Annotated in this window: 20 protein-coding genes; 15 read left to right on the plus strand and 5 right to left on the minus strand. The window is 68.1% G+C overall.

Annotated features, from left to right (window positions below):
- Positions 1 to 462, plus strand: a complete 462-nt coding sequence (locus ROZ00_13360; protein ID MDT3737209.1) for a pyridoxamine 5'-phosphate oxidase family protein — start codon at positions 1 to 3, stop codon at positions 460 to 462.
- A gap of 12 nt (positions 463 to 474) precedes the next feature.
- The gene (locus ROZ00_13365) at positions 475 to 1671 is read left to right on the plus strand and encodes a methionine gamma-lyase (GenBank protein MDT3737210.1); all 1197 of its coding nucleotides are present in this window, start codon (positions 475 to 477) and stop codon (positions 1669 to 1671) included.
- 127 nt (positions 1672 to 1798) lie between these two features.
- On the opposite strand, the gene ROZ00_13370 is transcribed toward ROZ00_13365, so the two are convergent.
- Positions 1799 to 2149, minus strand: a complete 351-nt coding sequence (locus ROZ00_13370; GenBank protein MDT3737211.1) for a hypothetical protein — start codon at positions 2147 to 2149, stop codon at positions 1799 to 1801.
- Between the two features lie 292 nt (positions 2150 to 2441).
- Here ROZ00_13370 and ROZ00_13375 point away from each other — a divergent pair, with 292 nt between their 5' ends.
- Positions 2442 to 2648, plus strand: coding sequence for a DUF6290 family protein (locus tag ROZ00_13375; GenBank protein ID MDT3737212.1), 207 nt, complete (start codon positions 2442 to 2444; stop codon positions 2646 to 2648).
- Positions 2638 to 2763: a hypothetical protein gene (locus tag ROZ00_13380; GenBank protein MDT3737213.1), complete on the plus strand. Its 126-nt coding sequence runs from the start codon at positions 2638 to 2640 to the stop codon at positions 2761 to 2763. The genes ROZ00_13375 and ROZ00_13380 overlap by 11 nt, the downstream gene beginning before the upstream one ends.
- A gap of 100 nt (positions 2764 to 2863) precedes the next feature.
- On the opposite strand, the gene ROZ00_13385 is transcribed toward ROZ00_13380, so the two are convergent.
- From ROZ00_13385 to argS, 4 genes are read right to left on the minus strand one after another with little or no spacing between them, the layout of a single operon-like run.
- Entirely contained in the window at positions 2864 to 3625 is a 762-nt protein-coding gene (locus ROZ00_13385) for an SDR family oxidoreductase (GenBank protein MDT3737214.1), read from the minus strand.
- 7 nt (positions 3626 to 3632) lie between these two features.
- The gene (locus ROZ00_13390; GenBank protein MDT3737215.1) at positions 3633 to 4274 is read right to left on the minus strand and encodes a thiol:disulfide interchange protein DsbA/DsbL; all 642 of its coding nucleotides are present in this window, start codon (positions 4272 to 4274) and stop codon (positions 3633 to 3635) included.
- A gap of 15 nt (positions 4275 to 4289) precedes the next feature.
- Positions 4290 to 4877 carry an SPOR domain-containing protein gene (locus ROZ00_13395; protein ID MDT3737216.1) on the minus strand — a complete coding sequence of 196 codons (588 nt, stop codon included), beginning with the start codon at positions 4875 to 4877 and terminating at the stop codon, positions 4290 to 4292.
- 7 nt (positions 4878 to 4884) lie between these two features.
- Positions 4885 to 6618 carry an arginine--tRNA ligase gene (gene argS / locus ROZ00_13400; protein MDT3737217.1) on the minus strand — a complete coding sequence of 578 codons (1734 nt, stop codon included), beginning with the start codon at positions 6616 to 6618 and terminating at the stop codon, positions 4885 to 4887.
- A gap of 107 nt (positions 6619 to 6725) precedes the next feature.
- On the opposite strand from argS, the gene ubiB reads away from it, so the two are divergent.
- From ubiB to dsbD, 11 genes are read left to right on the plus strand one after another with little or no spacing between them, the layout of a single operon-like run.
- A complete protein-coding gene (gene ubiB / locus ROZ00_13405) occupies positions 6726 to 8243 on the plus strand; it encodes a ubiquinone biosynthesis regulatory protein kinase UbiB (GenBank protein ID MDT3737218.1) in 1518 nt (505 codons plus the stop codon).
- A gap of 37 nt (positions 8244 to 8280) precedes the next feature.
- Positions 8281 to 9780, plus strand: coding sequence for a sodium:solute symporter family protein (locus tag ROZ00_13410; GenBank protein ID MDT3737219.1), 1500 nt, complete (start codon positions 8281 to 8283; stop codon positions 9778 to 9780).
- Positions 9781 to 9790: 10 nt separating this feature from the next.
- On the plus strand, positions 9791 to 10312 hold the full coding sequence (locus ROZ00_13415) for a hypothetical protein (GenBank protein MDT3737220.1): 522 nt from the start codon (positions 9791 to 9793) through the stop codon (positions 10310 to 10312).
- Positions 10309 to 11367 (plus strand): VanZ family protein, encoded by a 1059-nt coding sequence (locus ROZ00_13420; protein ID MDT3737221.1) that lies wholly within the window; start codon positions 10309 to 10311, stop codon positions 11365 to 11367. The genes ROZ00_13415 and ROZ00_13420 overlap by 4 nt, the downstream gene beginning before the upstream one ends.
- Positions 11364 to 11717: a nucleotide pyrophosphohydrolase gene (locus ROZ00_13425; GenBank protein ID MDT3737222.1), complete on the plus strand. Its 354-nt coding sequence runs from the start codon at positions 11364 to 11366 to the stop codon at positions 11715 to 11717. The genes ROZ00_13420 and ROZ00_13425 overlap by 4 nt, the downstream gene beginning before the upstream one ends.
- Before the next feature lie 46 nt (positions 11718 to 11763).
- Positions 11764 to 12075, plus strand: a complete 312-nt coding sequence (locus ROZ00_13430; GenBank protein MDT3737223.1) for an NAD(P)H-dependent oxidoreductase subunit E — start codon at positions 11764 to 11766, stop codon at positions 12073 to 12075.
- Complete coding sequence (locus ROZ00_13435) at positions 12075 to 12713, plus strand: thioesterase domain-containing protein (protein MDT3737224.1); 639 nt, start codon at positions 12075 to 12077, stop codon at positions 12711 to 12713. Before ROZ00_13430 ends, ROZ00_13435 begins: the two co-directional genes overlap by 1 nt.
- Positions 12701 to 13624, plus strand: coding sequence for an ATP-binding cassette domain-containing protein (locus ROZ00_13440; protein ID MDT3737225.1), 924 nt, complete (start codon positions 12701 to 12703; stop codon positions 13622 to 13624). Before ROZ00_13435 ends, ROZ00_13440 begins: the two co-directional genes overlap by 13 nt.
- 1 nt (position 13625) lies before the next feature.
- Positions 13626 to 14405, plus strand: a complete 780-nt coding sequence (locus ROZ00_13445) for an ABC transporter permease (GenBank protein MDT3737226.1) — start codon at positions 13626 to 13628, stop codon at positions 14403 to 14405.
- 16 nt (positions 14406 to 14421) lie between these two features.
- Entirely contained in the window at positions 14422 to 14742 is a 321-nt protein-coding gene (gene cutA, locus ROZ00_13450) for a divalent-cation tolerance protein CutA (protein MDT3737227.1), read from the plus strand.
- Positions 14743 to 14753: 11 nt separating this feature from the next.
- On the plus strand, positions 14754 to 16514 hold the full coding sequence (gene dsbD, locus ROZ00_13455; protein ID MDT3737228.1) for a protein-disulfide reductase DsbD: 1761 nt from the start codon (positions 14754 to 14756) through the stop codon (positions 16512 to 16514).
- Positions 16515 to 16556: the final 42 nt, after the last annotated feature.

The following is a 16556-nucleotide window of genomic DNA, read 5'->3' on the forward strand; positions in this document are numbered from 1 at the left end:
ATGAGCGCCCCGCTGCGCAGCCGCGTGCTCGCCTTCCTCGGCGAACACCACGTCATGACGCTGTCCACCGTCGGCACCGACGGGCCGTGGGCGGCGGCGGTGTTCTACGCCCACGACGACCTGAAGCTGTACTACCTCTCGTCGCCGACCTCGCGCCACGCCGAACACCTCGCCGCCGACCCGCGCGCCGCCGCCACCATCCAGCGCGACTACGACGACTGGCCCGGCATCCGCGGCCTGCAGCTCGAAGGCACGGTGCGCGAAGTCGCCCGCGAGGACGAGGCGCGCGTGCGCGCCCTGTACCAGGAACGCTACCCGCTCATCGGCGGCGGCGCCGGCGTGCCGCGCAAGCTTCTCGAAGCGCTCGACAAAATCCGCTGGTACGAGTTCGTGCCGAAGGACATCCATCTCATCGACAACACGCTGGGCTTCGCGCACCGCGAGCACCTGCCGGTCAAATAAGGGGAACCATCGATGTCGCAATCCAGGACACCCGGCAAGGGCTTCACCACCCGCGCCATCCACCACGGCTACGATCCCTACGCGGGCCACGGCTCGGTCAACCCGCCGATCTACCTGAGCTCGACCTACGCCTTTCCCACGGTGGAAGACGGCAGCGCGCGCTTCGCCGGCGAGCAGGCCGGCTTCGTCTACTCGCGCGTCGGCAACCCGACCACCTGCCTGCTGGAGGGCCGCATCGCCGACCTCGAAGGCGGCGAGGCGGCGCTGGTCACCGCCTCGGGCATGGGCGCCACCACCTCGCTGATGTGGACGCTGCTGTCGCCGGGCGACGAAGTCATCGCCGACAAGACCCTCTACGGCTGCACCTTCGGCTTCTTCAACCACGGCCTGGCCAAGTTCGGCGTGAAGATCACGCACGTCGACCTGACGCAGCCGGCCAACCTCGAAGCCGCCATCGGCGCGCAGACGAAAGTGGTGTTCTTCGAGTCGCCGGCCAATCCCAACATGCGGCTGGTGGACATCGCGGCCATCGCCGCCATCGCCCATCGCCACGACGCCAAGGTGGTGGTGGACAACACCTACTGCACGCCCTACCTGCAGCGTCCACTCGCGCTCGGCGCCGACTACGTCGTGCACTCGGCGACGAAATACCTCGGCGGTCACGGCGACCTCATCGCCGGCGCCGTCGTCGGCCCGCAGGAATCGCTGAACCAGGTGCGCTTCTACGGCATCAAGGACATGACCGGCGCCGTGCTCTCCTCGCAGGACGCCTTCCTCATCCTGCGCGGCCTGAAGACGCTGGCGCTGCGCATGGAACGCCACAGCAGCAACGCCCAGGCCATCGCCGAATGCCTGGCCGGCCACGAAAAAGTCGAGGTCTGCCACTACCCGGGACTGGCCGCCTTCCCGCAGATCGAACTCGCGCGCCGGCAGATGAAGCTGCCCGGCGGCATGGTCGCCTTCGAGCTGAAGGGCGGCATCGAGGCGGGCCGCCGCTTCATGAACGCGCTGCGGCTGATCACCCGCGCCGTCAGCCTCGGCGACGCCGAAAGCCTGGCGCAGCACCCGGCCAGCATGACGCATTCCTTCTACACGCCCGAGGAGCGGCGCGAACACCTGATCGGCGAAGGCCTGGTGCGCATCTCCGCCGGTCTTGAAGACCCCGAGGACCTGCTCGACGACGTGCGGCAGGCACTGGCCGCCGCGTGAGGGCGGCACGGCGCCGGAATGCGCCGTGCCGCAGGGACTGACTTTTGCTGGGTTGTTGTCAGGGGTCGAATGGAACAGTTTCGGCCGAAGCAGACCTTCATCCAACAAACCTGGCCTATCACCGGAATTACCAACTCACAAAATCACTATCTCCAATTTTTTTCAGGTGAAGCCTTCTGTCAGGCCTGTACTTGTCCAGTAGATTGACGTCTCGCGCATGCAGAATTGTTCCGTTCTTCTCACTCAACTCGAGCCGATCAAGCAGGGGCTCGATCTCGCCTGGGCGAAACCAGACACCGTAAATCTTCTTGTGTCCTAAAAGCCGGCGCACCAGAAGGTACGAAAGCCATGCCCAGACCAAGAATCCAAGAAGACCAGAAGAAAGCCAGACGTAATAAGGGCCGTCCGGGCCAAGCAATTGCCACCAAGACGACACCTGGCGCCAGTAGGGAGCGATGAGCTGCAGGAGCATATCCATATGACACCCTCCTTTTGTTTTATCCTCTCAGCATTGTAGTCGAAATGTCTGCATGTCCGGTTATAGCGCGTAGTGCTGTGTGAGTCGCCTGGTTTCTATCAGCTCTGTCGAAGGACAGTAATTGAAAGATGAGAAACATTCATTTGACTCGAATGTATTGGCCGCTCAGGCCGAATTCCTTCAGTAACGAGCGCGTACGCTTGCTTCAGCCTCCGCGAAGAAGTCTGTGGTGCCGTCTTCTGGAGACTGATTTGACTGCTATGCTTGTATAGTCGTTAAGGAAAATCTCGACATGCTCTCCATCAGATTGCCCGGCACCGTCGAGGAAAGGCTGAACGCGCTGGCCAGCGAAACTGGACGCAGCAAGACCGCACTGGCGCGTGAAGCCATCCTCGAATACATCGACGACCTCGAGGACTATTACCTCGCCGAAGCGCGCGCACGGCGCAACCGCAAGGCCATCCCTCTGAACGAGGTGGAGCGAAAGCTTGGCCTTTGAGATCGAGTTAGATCCGGAGGCCGTGAAAGACCTCAAGAAACTCGACCGCCCTATCCAACAGCGCATCGTCGTCCGTGTTCTGCGCGTCGGCAACCGGCGCGAGATTTACCGCTAACCTCTTCGTTCGCCGCCCTCCGGCGACTGACTTTTGTCGGCTGCAGCGTAGGTCAGGCTTCAGCTCGCCGATTGTTCCCGATGTCGGCCTGAAGGCCGACCTACAGCTTGAGGCCGCGCGGCTTGCGGCCGGCGCGCTTGAAGAGGCGGTCGTACGCCGCGTTGGGCAGGAGCTTCATGGCGCGCGCGACGAGGGCCATCTGCCACGGCACGACGGCGTAGCCGCGGCCGGCGTCGATGACGCGGGCGATGCGCCGGGCGGCGACGTCGGCGGGGAGGATGAAGGGCATGCGGTACTTGTTCACCGCCGTCATCGGCGTGGCGACGTAGCCGGGGCAGACGGTGACGACTTTCACCCCGCTCGCGCGCAGCTCGACGCGCAGCGCTTCCAGGTAGGTGATGGCGGCGGCCTTCGAGGCGCTGTAGGCGCCGGCGCCGGGGATGCCGCGCATGCCGGCCACCGAGGCGATGCCGGCCAGCCGTCCGCGCCCGGCCGCGCGCATCGGCGCGACGAAGGGGTGGAAGGTGGCGGCGAGCCCCACCACGTTGGTCTGTATGACGCGGCCGAAGACGGCGATGTCCTCGGCGTGCTCGGTGAGGGTGCCGACGGAGACGCCGGCGTTGGCGATGACGACGTCGGGCACGCCGAAGCGCGCCATGAAGTCTTGCGCCGCCTCCTGCATGGCCTGCGCGTCGGCGACGTCGGCGGTGTAGAGGGCGGGGGAACCGGGCAGCCCGCGCGCGATGCCGGCGAGGACTTCGGCGCGGCGCGCCACCAGGCCGAGCTGGGCGCCCCGCGCGGCATAGTGCGCGGCGAGCGCCGCGCCGATGCCGGAGGATGCGCCGGTGATAAAGACGCGCAAGCGCGGCTTACTTCTTCTTCGGCCGCTCGGCGCGCGCCTTGGCGATCAGGCTGTCGAGGGTCTGCATCAAGCCTTCCGGGCTGCCAGTCATGGAGACGGAGGTGAAGTACTTGCCGTCGACCACCAGGGCGGGCACGCCGGTGACGTCGTAGGCCTGGGTGAGCTGGGCGGCGCGCTTGGTCTTGCTCTGCACCGAGAAGGACTTCCAGGCCTCGGCGAACTTGGCGCGGTCGACGCCCTTCTTCGCCATCCAGTCGAGCTGGATTCTCTCGTCATTGAGGTTCACGCGGTCGATGTGGATGGCGTCGAACACCTCGCCGTGCATGCGCTCGAGCAGGCCCAGCGATTCCAGCGTGTAGAAGGTGCGCGCGTTCGGCGCCCAGCGTTCGGTGGGGATCGCCGGGATGCGGCGGAACTCAACGTCCTTCGGCAGCTTCGCCGTCCACTTCCTGAGGAAGGGCTCGAGGTCGAAGCAGTGCGGACAGCCGTACCAGAAGAATTCGACGACCTCGATCTTCTCGCCGGTCTCGACTGCCTGCGGGTTGGCCAGCGGCTTGTAATCCTTGCCCGCCCGCATCTGGGCAGAGGCGGAACCGGCAATCAACGCGAAGGTGAGGCCGAGGAGGCCCAGCCATTTGTTCAAGTGCATGATTTCTCCTGAAATTTAGTTGGCGGCGTCCCTGGTGTCCTTGCCGTCCTTGACTCTGACAACGCTGGCCTGGATTCCGTTCTGCGCCAGCAGCGTGCGGACCCTGGCCATCTCGTCCGGATTGGCATAGGGACCGATGCGCACGCGGTGCATGATGCCCTTCTCGGGCAGGGTCACCTGCTGCACGCTGGCCTCCACCCCCATCAACGCCAGGCGGGCCTTGAGGTTGTCCGCATCGGCGGGATTCTGGAAGGAGCCGGCCTGGAGGAAGAGGGCATCCCCGGCCGGCTTCGGCGCCGCGGCGGCCGGCTTCGGCTCGGCCTGGGGCACCGGCTCCTGGCTGCCGGGCAGGATCTTGTAGAACTCGAAACGCGGCTTTTCCGCCACTTTGTCGCCGGGCTTGCCCGGCAGGGGCTCCGGCACGACCGGCACGGCGGCCCTGGGCTCGTCGTGCTTCTCGGCCGGCGGCCTGGTGCCCTTCTCCTGGAAGGGCAGCGGCGTCTTGTTCAGGTACCAGACGACGCCGGCGGCGATGACGACGCCGACGACCAGGCCGATGAACATGCCTAGGAGAGTGCCGCCGCCTTGCTTGCGTGTGTTCATCGTTGCCTCACATGGATTCGGGCGCGCTCACGCCGATGATGCGCAGGCCGTTGCGCAGCGCCTGGCGCACCGCCAGGCACAATGCCAGGCGCGCCTCGCGCAGCTTCGCGTCGTCGACGAGGAAGCGCTCGGCATTATAGTAACTGTGGAATTCGCCGGCCAAATCCTTCAGGTAGAAGGCGATCAGGTGCGGCGCGTAGTCGCGCGCGGCATTTTCCACCGCTTCCGGGAATTCGCCGAGACGCGCGCACAGCGCCAGTTCCCGCTCGTTGCCGAGCGGCGACAGGTCGGCGCCGGCCAGCGAGGCTTCGTCGCCGCCCCACTGCGCCAGCACGGAGCAGACGCGGGCGTGGGCGTACTGGATGTAGTACACCGGGTTCTCGTTCGTCTGCGACTTGGCGAGGTCGAGGTCGAAGTCGAGGTGCTGGTCGGATTTGCGCAGCACGTAGAAGAAGCGGCAGGCGTCGTTGCCGACTTCGCCGCGCAGCTCGCGCAGGGTGACGAACTCGCCGGAGCGCGTGCTCATCGAGGTCTTCTGGCCGTCGCGGTAGAGCACGGCGAACTGCACCAGCGCCACCTCGAGGCGGCTGTCGTCGAGGCCGAGCGCCCGGATGGCGCCCTTGACGCGCGGGATGTAGCCGTGATGGTCGGCGCCCCAGATGTCGATGATCTTCCCGAAGCCGCGCTCGTACTTGTTGAGGTGGTAGGCGATGTCCGAGGCGAAGTAGGTGTACAACCCGTTCTCGCGCTGCACGACGCGGTCCTTTTCGTCGCCGAATTCGGTGGAGCGGAACCACCTGGCGCCGTCCTGCAAATAAACGTGGCCGCGCTGCTCGAGCTGCGCCACCGCCTTGTCCACCAGGCCTGTATCGAACAGCGAGCGCTCGGAAAACCAGTTGTCGAAATGCACGCCGAACTCGGCGAGGTCCTCGCGCGAGTCGCCGAGCTGCTCGGTCAGGGCGAAGTTGTGCACGTAGGCGTAGTCGTCGCCGAGCAGGCGCTTGGCGTTGGCGATCAGGGCGTCGAGGTGGCCCTCGGCGTCCGTCGCCGCATCCGGCGCGCCGTCGAGCACGTGGGCGGCGTCGCGCCGGTAGCGCGCGCCGTGCGCCTGGTGGATGGCGTCGGCCATGCCGCGCACATAGTCGCCCTGGTAGGCGTTCTTCGGGAAGGGGATGGTCGCGCCGTGCAGCTCGAGGTAGCGCAGCCAGGTCGACAGCGCCAGGATGTCCATCTGGCGGCCGGCATCGTTCACGTAGAACTCGCGCGTCACCCGGTAGCCGGCAAAGTCGAGCAGGCTGGCGAGGCTGGCGCCATAGGCGGCGCCGCGGCCGTGGCCGACATGCAAGGGCCCGGTCGGATTGGCCGAGACGAACTCGACCTGGACCTTCTGCCCGCCGCCGAGTGCGCTGCGGCCGAAGTCGTCGCCGCGCCCGAGCACGGTACGCACCACTTGCAGCTTGGCCGCCGGGGCGAGGGTGAAGTTGATGAAGCCGGCGCCGGCCACTTCGGCCTTGGCGACGAGCGGCGAGGCCGGCAGTTCGGCCAGCAGGCGGCCGGCGATGTCGCGCGGATTGAGCTTGAGCGGCTTGGCCAGCTGCAGGGCGAGGTTGCTGGCGAAGTCGCCATGCGAGGCCTGCTTGGGCCGCTCCAGCGTGATGGCGGCGTCGCGGCTGTCCGGCGCCACGCTCTCCAGCGCCGCGCGCAACAGGGCCGTCAGTTCGGATCGGATGTCTGCTGCCATATCAATATCCAGGAAAGCGCGGATTATACCTTCCCGCCCTCCCGCGCTGGCCGTGGCGTCCTGCTAAATATGGGTAAAATCGGCGTTTTCCCGAATACGCCGACACCTTGCGCTTCTTCCGCCTCCTGAAAATCGTCAGCGTCGGCCTGCGCTTCGGCCTCGACCAGCTGGTGCTCGACCACGCGCCGACCGAGCGGCTGGCGCGCCTGCTGCGCGCCGTGCTGTTCTGGCGCGACCTGTCGGCGCCGCGCGCCGAGCGGCTGCGCCTGGCGCTGGAGGCGCTGGGGCCGATCTTCGTCAAGTTCGGCCAGGTGCTGTCGACGCGGCGCGATCTGCTGCCGGTCGACCTCGCCGACGAGCTGGCCAAGCTGCAGGACCAGGTGCCGCCCTTCCCCTCGGCGCAGGCCGTGGCGGTGCTGGAACGGGCCTTCGGCAAACCCGTGTCGGAAGTGTTCGCCGGCTTCGGCGCCGAGCCGGTGGCCAGCGCCTCGGTGGCGCAGGTGCACTTCGCCGTCCTGCCCGACGGGCGCGAAGTGGCGGTGAAGATCCTGCGGCCGGGCATCGAGCGGGTGATCGCCCACGACGTCGGCCTGCTCGATGCCGGCGCCGGACTGATCGAGATGCTCTGGCCGGATGGCCGGCGGCTGAAGCCGCGCGAAGTGGTGGCGGAATTCGCCAAGCACCTCGAGGACGAGCTGGACCTGATGCGCGAAGCTTCCAACTGCGCGCAGCTGCGGCGCAACTTCCTGCATTCGCCGCTGCTGGCGGTGCCGGAGGTGCACTGGGACTGGTGCTCGGCGCAGGTGATGGTGATGGAGCGCATGCATGGCACGCCGATCGGCCAGGTCGAGGCGCTGCGCGCCGGCGGCGTCGATTTGAAGGCACTCTCGCGCGCCGGCGTCGAGATCTTCTTCACCCAGGTCTTCCGCGACGGCTTCTTCCACGCCGACATGCACCCGGGCAACATCCTCGTCACGCCGGCCGGGCAGTACGTCGCCCTCGACTTCGGCATCATGGGCACGCTCACCGAGGTCGACCAGAACTACCTCGCGCAGAATTTCCTCGGCTTCTTCCGCCGCGACTACAAGGCGGTGGCGCAGGCGCACATCGACGCCGGCTGGGTGCCGGCCGACACGCGCCTCGACGAGTTCGAGGCCGGCATCCGCGCCGTCTGCGAGCCGGTGTTCGACCGGCCGCTGAAGGACATCTCCTTCGGCAAGACGCTGCTGCGCCTCTTCCAGACCGGGCGCCGCTTCAACGTCGAGATCCAGCCGCAACTCGTCATGCTGCAGAAGACGCTGCTCAACATCGAGGGTCTCGGCCGCCAGCTCGACCCGGAGCTCGACCTGTGGACCACGGCGAAGCCCTTCCTCGAGCGCTGGATGGCCGAGCGCGTCGGCCTCAAGGCGCTGGCCAACAACCTGAAGCGCGAGGCGCCGCAGTGGGCGGCGCTGCTGCCGCAGCTGCCGCGCCTGCTGCACCGCGCGCTCGACCAGGAACCGCTGCGCGTCCTGCGCGACGAGGTGGCGCGCCTGCAGGCGGAGCAGCAGCGGCAGACGGCCTGGCTGAAGGTCGCCGCGGCGTTGCTCGCCGGCATTCTCGTGGTGCAGCTCGTTTCGCTATAATCCGCCGTCCCTTGCAGACTGACTTTTCGCCGCCGCCATGCTGCTCTGGTTCGTGATCCTCTACCTGATGGTTTCCGTGGGCATCGGCCTGCTCGCCGCGACGCGCGTGCACAACGCCAAGGACTTCGCCGTCGCCGGCCGTTCGCTGCCGCTGCCGGTGGTGACCGCCACGGTGTTCGCCACCTGGTTCGGCGCGGAAGCCGTGTTCGGCGTCTCGGCCACCTTCGTCAAGGAGGGGCTGACCGGCGTGGTCGCCGACCCCTTCGGTTCGTCGATGTGCCTGGTCATCGCCGGCATCCTCTTCTCGCGCTACCTCTACAAGCTCAACATCCTCACGCTCGGCGACTTCTACCGCATGCGCTACAACCGCACGGTCGAGGTGCTGACGACGATCTGCATCGTCGCCTCCTACCTGGGCTGGGTGGCGGCGCAGATCAAGGCGCTCGGCCTGATCTTCTTCGTCGTCACCGACGGAGCGGTGAGCCAGCAGGCCGGCATGATCCTCGGCGCGGCCATCGTCGTCACCTACACCACCTTCGGCGGCATGTTCTCGGTGGCCATCCTCGACTTCGTGCAGATGGCCGTTTCGATGGGCGGCCTGCTGTTCATCGCCTGGGTCGTCAGCGGCAAGGTGGACGGCGGCGGCGCGGCGGTCATCTCCCACGCCAGCCTGGCCGGCAAGCTCGACTTCTTCCCCGAGATGGATCCGCTGAAGTGGATCGCCTTCCTCGGCGCCTGGGTCACCATGATGCTCGGCTCGATCCCGCAGCAGGACGTCTTCCAACGCGTCACCTCGGCGAAGAGCGCCAAAATCGCGCTGTGGGGCTCCATTCTCGGCGCCTCGATCTACTTTTGCTTCACCTTCGTGCCGATGTTCATCGCCTACTCGGCGACGCTGATCGACCCGGACATGTTCGGCAAGCTGATCGAGGAGGACTCCCAGCTCGTGCTGCCGACGCTGGTCCTGCAGCACATGCCGCTGGCCGCGCAGGTGCTGTTCTTCGGCGCCGTGCTCTCGGCGATCATGAGCTGCTCCTCCGCCACGCTGCTGGCCCCGTCCGTCACCTTCGCCGAGAACGTGATCAAGGGCTTCTACCCGAAGATGGGCGACCACCGCTTCCTCTGGGTAATGCGCGCGACGCTGGTCGGCTTCGCCTCGCTGGTGCTGGCCTTCGCGCTGAATTCCGAATCGTCGATCTTCGAGATGGTCGAGAACGCCTACAAGGTCACGCTGGCCGGCGCCTTCGTGCCGCTGGTCGTCGGCATCTTCTGGAAGCGCGCCACCTCGCAGGGCGCGCTGGCGGCGATCTTCGGCGGCATCCTGTCGTGGCTGATGATCGAGCTGATGATCGGCGAGGACAGCCCGGTGCCGCCGCAGCTGATCGGCCTGGGCGTGTCGTTCCTCGGCATGGCCGCCGGCTCGCTGCTGCCGCAGTGGGTCGGCCATCCGACCCCCGCGCCGGCCCTCCACGGCCACCACGCCGCGGCGGAAACGCATCACGTGCCGCACGACGGCGAGCGCCGCCATCCGCACTGACCCACTGGCCATGCCGGCACCGCCCGGTTTCCGCCGCTTCAAGACGGCCGTCTACGCGCTGCTGGCGGCAAACCTGGCGCTGTATGCGCTGTTCGGCTCGGCCAACGAGCTCGTCGACAGCATCGCCTGGGTTGCCCTGCTGGCGCTGTTCGAAATCGAGACGGCGCACGGCGCGCGCCTGTCGACGCGCGAGGTCCGGCTGGTGCATGTGCTGCGCCTCCTCGCCGGCGCCGGCGTGCTGGCGGCGGCCGTCGGCTATGTCGCCGAGGCGGAGTGGCTCGACGCGGCCAACGCCTGGCTGTGGGTCGCCGTGGTGGTCCTGCTCGAGATCGAGGTGCGCGCACCGCGGGCGGTGGGACGGCGGCGCGAATCCTTCCTCATCGCCGCCGTGGTGCTCTACTCGGCCCTGCTCCTGCCGGTGCCGGTGTGGGCCTGGCAGGGCGCATGGCTGGACGCCTGGGACGCGGCGCTCTGGCTGGCGGCCTTCTTCGCCATCGAACTGAACGTGCTGGGCTATGCTGTGAAATCATGAAAAGCCCGCATTCGCCCCTCGCGCTCTACCTCGCCGTCGCCTACGCGTTGCTGGTGGCCTATGCCAGCCTGCATCCGTTGTCCGGCTGGCGCGACACAGGCGCGCCGGTCCTCGGTTTCCTCTCGGCGGCCTGGCCGCGCTACCACACCGGCTTCGACCTGGCGGCCAACATCCTCGCCTACGTGCCGCTCGGCTTCCTGATCGTGCCGGCGCTGCAGGGACGCCTGGGCATCGTCGCGGCGGCACTGCTCGCCGTGCTGATCGGCGGCGGCCTCAGCCTCGGGGTGGAAATCCTGCAGAACTTCCTGCCCAGCCGCGTGCCCTCCAACATCGACCTCGCCTGCAACGCCATCGGCGCCATGATCGGCGCGGCGGCCGGCATGAACTGGGGCCGCGAGCTGGTCGACGGCGGGCGCCTGCACCGCCTGCGCAGCCGCCTCGTCCAGCGCGGCCATGCGGCCGACTTCGGCCTGGTGCTGCTCGGCCTGTGGCTGCTCGCCCAGCTCAACCCGGAGCTGCTGCTGTTCGGCACCGGCGACCTGCGCGCCCTGCTCGAACTGCCGCCGCTGCCCTATTCGGCGCGGCGCTTCGCCGTCATCGAAGCCGGCGTCGCCGCGGGCGGCACGCTGGCCGCCGGCCTCATCGCCTGGTCGCTGCTGCGCGAGCACAACCGCTGGCTGCCGACGGCGCTGCTCGCTGCGGCGCTGGCGGTGAAAGCCTTCGCCAGCATGCTGCTGGTCAGCGCGGCACAGTTCGCGCACTGGATCACGCCGGGCAACATGGCCGGGCTCGCCATGGGCGCCGGTGCGCTGTTGGCGGCCACCTGGCTGCCGCCGCTGGCGCAGCGCATGCTGGCGGCGCTGGCCCTGCTGTTCGCCACTGCGCTGGTGAACCTGGCGCCGGAGAACCCCTATCTCACCGCCTCGCTGGCCGTCTGGCAGCAGGGGCATTTCCTCAACTTCAACGGCCTCACCAAGCTGGTCTCCAGCCTGTGGCCCTTCGCCGCGCTGCCCTACCTGATGCTGCCGCGGCCGAGACAGGACAATCACGAATGAACGACCCATTGATCGATCTGCGCGACACGCTGCGCGCCTTCGCGCGCGAGCGCGAGTGGGACCGCTACCACACGCCGAAGAACCTGGCGATGGCGCTGATCGTCGAGGCGGCGGAACTGGCCGAGCACTTCCAGTGGATCACCCCCGAGGAAAGTCAGTCGCTGCGGGACGGCGAAAAGCGCGAGGCCATCCACGACGAGCTGGCCGACGTGCTGATCTACCTGGTCGAGCTGGCCGACACGCTGGGCGTCGACCTCGCCGCCGCGGCGCGCGCCAAGATCGCCAAGAACGCCCTGAAGTATCCGGTGGAGAAGGCGCGCGGCAACGCGAAGAAATACGACGAACTATGACCAAAGGAAATCCCGAGGGATAATCGGGCATTCCCTGGAGAGAGCAATGAGCTACTTTAAACACCACGTTTTCTTCTGCACCAACCAGCGCGCACCCGGCGAGACGTGCTGCAACAGCCACGGCGCCCAGGCCATGCGCGACTACTGCAAGGACAAGGTCAAGGCGATGGGCGGCAAGATCGCCGGCAAGGTGCGCATCAACAGCGCCGGCTGCCTAGATCGATGCGAGAAGGGGCCGGTGGTCGTCGTCTATCCCGAGGCGGTCTGGTACACCTACGTCGACCAGGAGGACATCGACGAGATCGTCGAATCGCACCTCGCCCAGGGCAAGGTCGTCGAGCGCCTGAAGATCGACTGATGTCGAAGCACGAGCGCGTCCTGCTCGACGGGCCGGCCGGCGCCGTCGAGGTCTTCGTCGAGCCACGGGTGGCGGCGACGGGCATCGCGCTGGTCGCCCACCCGCACCCGCTCTACGGCGGCACGGCCGACAACAAGGTGGTGACGACGCTGGCGAAGGCCTTTCGCGAGCTCGGCTGCGCCACGCTGCGGCCAAACTTCCGCGGCGTCGGCGCCTCGGCCGGCGAACACGACCACGGCATCGCCGAGACGGACGACCTCGCCGCCGTGCACGCCTACGCCCGCACGCGCTTCGGCGCCGACCTGCCCTTCTACCTCGGCGGCTTCTCCTTCGGCGCCTACGTCGTCACGCGCCTGGCGAAGCGGCTGGCCGAAGCGGGCGACCCGGCGCGGCGCCTGGTGCTGGTCGGCACCGCGGCCGGCTACGTCGAGGGCGCGCGCAGCTATGTCACCGAGGCGGTGGCGCCCGACACGATCGTCATCCACGGCGACCGCGACGAGACGGTGCCGCTCGCCAACGTGCTGGCCTGGGCCGAGCCGCTCGAGCTGGCGGTGAGCGTGGTGCCCGGCGCCGACCATTTCTTCCACCGCAAGCTGCACCTGATCCGCCGCATCATCGAAGCGCAGTGGGCACGCTGAGCGTCTCGGGCCTGCAGAAGTCCTACGGCGGCACTGCCGTGCTGCAGGGACTGACTTTCGAGTTGCGCCGCGGCGAATGCTACGGCCTGCTCGGCCCCAACGGCGCCGGCAAGACCACCACGCTGCGCTGCGCCCTCGGCCTCACCGCGCCGGACGCCGGCACCATCCGCCTGTCCGGCCTGCCGGTGCCGGCGCAGGCGCGCGAGGCGCGCAGCCGCGTCGGCATCGTGCCGCAGATGGACAACCTCGACCCGGACTTCACGGCAGCGGAGAACCTGCTGGTGTACGGCCGCTATTTCGGCCTGGCCGAGCGCGCGGTGCGCGAGCGCATCCCGCGCCTGCTCGAGTTCGCCGGGCTGGCCGGCCGCGCCGACGCCAAGATCAACACCCTCTCCGGCGGCATGAAGCGGCGCCTGACCTTGGCGCGCGCGCTGGTGAACGACCCGGACATCCTGTTCCTCGACGAGCCGACCACCGGCCTCGACCCGCAGGCGCGCCACCTGATCTGGGAGCGCCTCAAGCAGTTGCTGGCGCAGGGCAAGACGGTGCTGCTGACGACGCACTTCATGGACGAGGCCGAGCGCCTCTGCCATCGCCTCGGCATCATGGACCGCGGCCGCTTCATCGCCGAGGGCAGCCCGCGCGAGGTGATCGCCGCGCACATCGAGCCGGAGGTGGTGGAGGTGTATGGCGAGCCGGGCGAAATGAGCGCCGCCGACTGGGCGAAGGCCGAGGCGGCACAGTTCGCCACGCGCGTCGAGGTCACCGGCGAGACGGCCTTCTGCTACCTGACCGAATCGCGCCCGCTGCTGCGCCACCTCGCCGGCCGGCAGGGCCTGCGCTACCTGCACCGCCCGGCCAACCTGGAGGACGTCTTCCTCAAACTCACCGGCCGCGACCTGCGCGACTGACATGAATCATTTCCGCCCGCCCTCGCCCAGCCTGCGCTTCATCCCGGTGTGGCAGCGCAATTTCCTCGTCTGGCGCAAGCTGGCGATCCCGTCGATCCTCGGCAACCTGGCCGACCCGATGATCTACATGCTGGGCCTGGGCTATGGCATCGGCACGCTGCTGCCGACGGTCGGCGGGGTGCCCTACATGGCCTTCCTCGCCGCCGGCGCGGTGTGCTTCTCGACCATGAACAGCGCCACCTTCGAGACGCTCTACTCGGCCTTCTCGCGCATGCAGGTGCAGAAGACCTGGGAGGCCATCCTCAACGCGCCGGTGTCGCTCGACGACCTGGTGCTGGCCGAGCTGGTGTGGGCGGCGAGCAAGGCCTGCCTGTCGGGCGCGGCGATCCTGGCGGTGGCCGCCGCGCTCGGCCTGATCCACTCGCCGCTGGCGCTGTGGGCGCTGCCGCTGGTGTTCCTCACCGGCCTGACCTTTGCCGCGATCGGCCTGATCATGACGGCGCTGGCGCCGAGCTACGATTTCTTCATGTACTACTTCACCCTGTTCATCACGCCGATGACGCTGCTCTCGGGCGTGTTCTTCCCGGTCGAGCAGCTGCCCGCCGCCTTCCGGGCGCTGTCGGCGCTGCTGCCGCTGTCGCACGCGGTACAGCTGACGCGGCCGCTGTTCTTCGGCGAAGTGCCGGCGCAGGCCGGGCTGCACGTCGCCGTGCTGGCCGGCTATGCCTTCGCCGCCTTCTGGCTGGCGCTCGGCCTGGCGCGGCGGCGCCTGCTGAAATAGGTAGAATGGCGCGCCAATGGATGCCCTCCTCGTCATCACCAACTTGCCCGACGCGGAAAGCGCGCGGGCGCTCGCCGTGCAGCTCGTCGAGCAGCGCCTGGCCGCCTGCGCGAACCTCCTGACGCCCTGCCATTCGATCTACCGCTGGGACGGCAAGGTCGAGGAGTCCGATGAGGTGCCGCTGCTGATCAAGACCAGCGCCGCGCGCTACGCCGCCCTGGAGGAGGCGATCCGCGCCTACCACCCCTACGAACTTCCGGAGATCGTGGCTGTCCGAATCGACAGGGGCCTGCCCGACTACCTCGCCTGGGTGGCGGCCTCCACGGCCCCCCAATAAAAGACATATCCATGATCCGTCGACTGTTCCTGCTGCTGTCCCTTTGCCTGCCGCTGGCGGTTTCCGCCGCCGAAGAACTGCTCGAAGTGGACAAGGCCTTCCGCCTGTCCGCCCGCGCCGTCGATGCCGGCACCCTCGAGGTGCGCTACGACATCGCCAAGGGCTATTACATGTACCGCGACAAGTTCGCGTTCGCGCTGGAACCGGCGACGGTCAAGGCCGGCACGCCGCAGCTGCCGCCGGGCAAGGTCAAGCAGGACGAGTTCTTCGGCGACGTCGAGACCTACCGCAAGGAGGTGGTCATCCGCCTGCCCTTCACGGCGCCCGAAGGACTCGAAGCCGTCACGCTGAAGGCCACCTCGCAGGGCTGCGCCGACCTGGGCGTGTGCTACCCGCCCAATCCGCAGACGCTGCAGGTCAGCCTCGCCGCGATGAGCAGCGCGCCGGCCGCGCCGACCGGCAGCGCAATCGATGGCGCCGGGGACGAATCCTCGCAGCTGGCCGGCCTGCTGAAGAACGCCGGCTTCTGGCTGATCCTCACCACCTTCTTCGGCGCCGGCGTGCTGCTGGCCTTCACCCCCTGCGTCTTCCCGATGTACCCGATCCTGTCGGGCATCATCGTCGGCCACGGCCATCGCATCACGAAGGGCCGCGCCTTCGTCCTCTCGATAACCTACGTGCTGGGCATGGCGGTCGCCTACGCCGCCGCCGGCGTCGCCGCCGGCCTGTCCGGCTCGATGCTCTCGGCCGCCCTGCAGAACGCCTGGGTGCTGGGCGGCTTCGCCCTGGTGTTCGTCATCCTGTCCCTGTCGATGTTCGGCTTCTACGAGCTGCAGCTGCCGGCCTTCCTGCAGAGCAAGCTGTCGGAGGAGTCGGGGCACATCAAGGGCGGCTCGCTGCACGGCGTCGCCGCCATGGGCGCGCTCTCGGCGCTGATCGTCGGTCCCTGCGTGGCGGCGCCGCTGGCCGGCGCGCTGCTCTACATCGCGCAGACGCGCGACGCGGTGCTGGGCGGCGCGGCGCTGTTCGCCATGGCGCTCGGCAAGGGCGTGCCGCTGGTGATCGTCGGCGTGTCGACGCGCTCGCTGCTGCCGCACACCGGGCCGTGGATGGAGTCGGTGAAGAAAGCCTTCGGCGTGATGTTGCTGGCGCTGGCGATCTGGCTGGTCTCGCCGGTGCTGCCGGCCTGGGCGCATCTCGGCGCCTGGGGGGCGCTGTCCATCGGTACGGCGATGTTCCTGCGCGCCATCGACCCGCTGCCGCCGCATGCGCACGGCTGGGCGCGCTTCTGGAAGGGCATCGGCATGGTGCTGCTGCTGGTCGGCGCCTCGCTGGTGGTCGGCGCCGTCGGCGGCAGCCGCGATCCGCTGCAGCCGCTCGGCTTCCTGCGCAGCGCCGCGTCGCCGGGCGAGCACGTCGCCTTCGAGCGCGTGAAGACCGTCGCCGAACTGGATGCCCGCCTCGCGGCGGCGGACAAGCCGGTGCTGCTGGACTTTTATGCCGACTGGTGCGTCTCCTGCAAGGAGATGGAGAAGTACACCTTCTCGGATGCGCGCGTGGCGGCGCAGATGCGCCGCATGACCCTGCTGCAGGTGGATGTCACCGCCAATACCGACGCGGACAAGGCGCTGCTGAAGCGCTTCAACCTGTTCGGCCCGCCCGGCATCATCTTCTTCGACCGCCAGGGCCGGGAGCGCCAGGGCCTGCGCGTGGTCGGCTACCAACCGGCGGACCAGTTCATAAAGGTTCTGAATACGGCGCTGGGCGGTTGATGCCCCTCAAACACCGGGGGGCGGTTCGCGGGTAAAATCCGC

Source organism: Denitratisoma sp. (assembly GCA_032027165.1).
In the GTDB taxonomy this organism is placed as follows: domain Bacteria; phylum Pseudomonadota; class Gammaproteobacteria; order Burkholderiales; family Rhodocyclaceae; genus Desulfobacillus.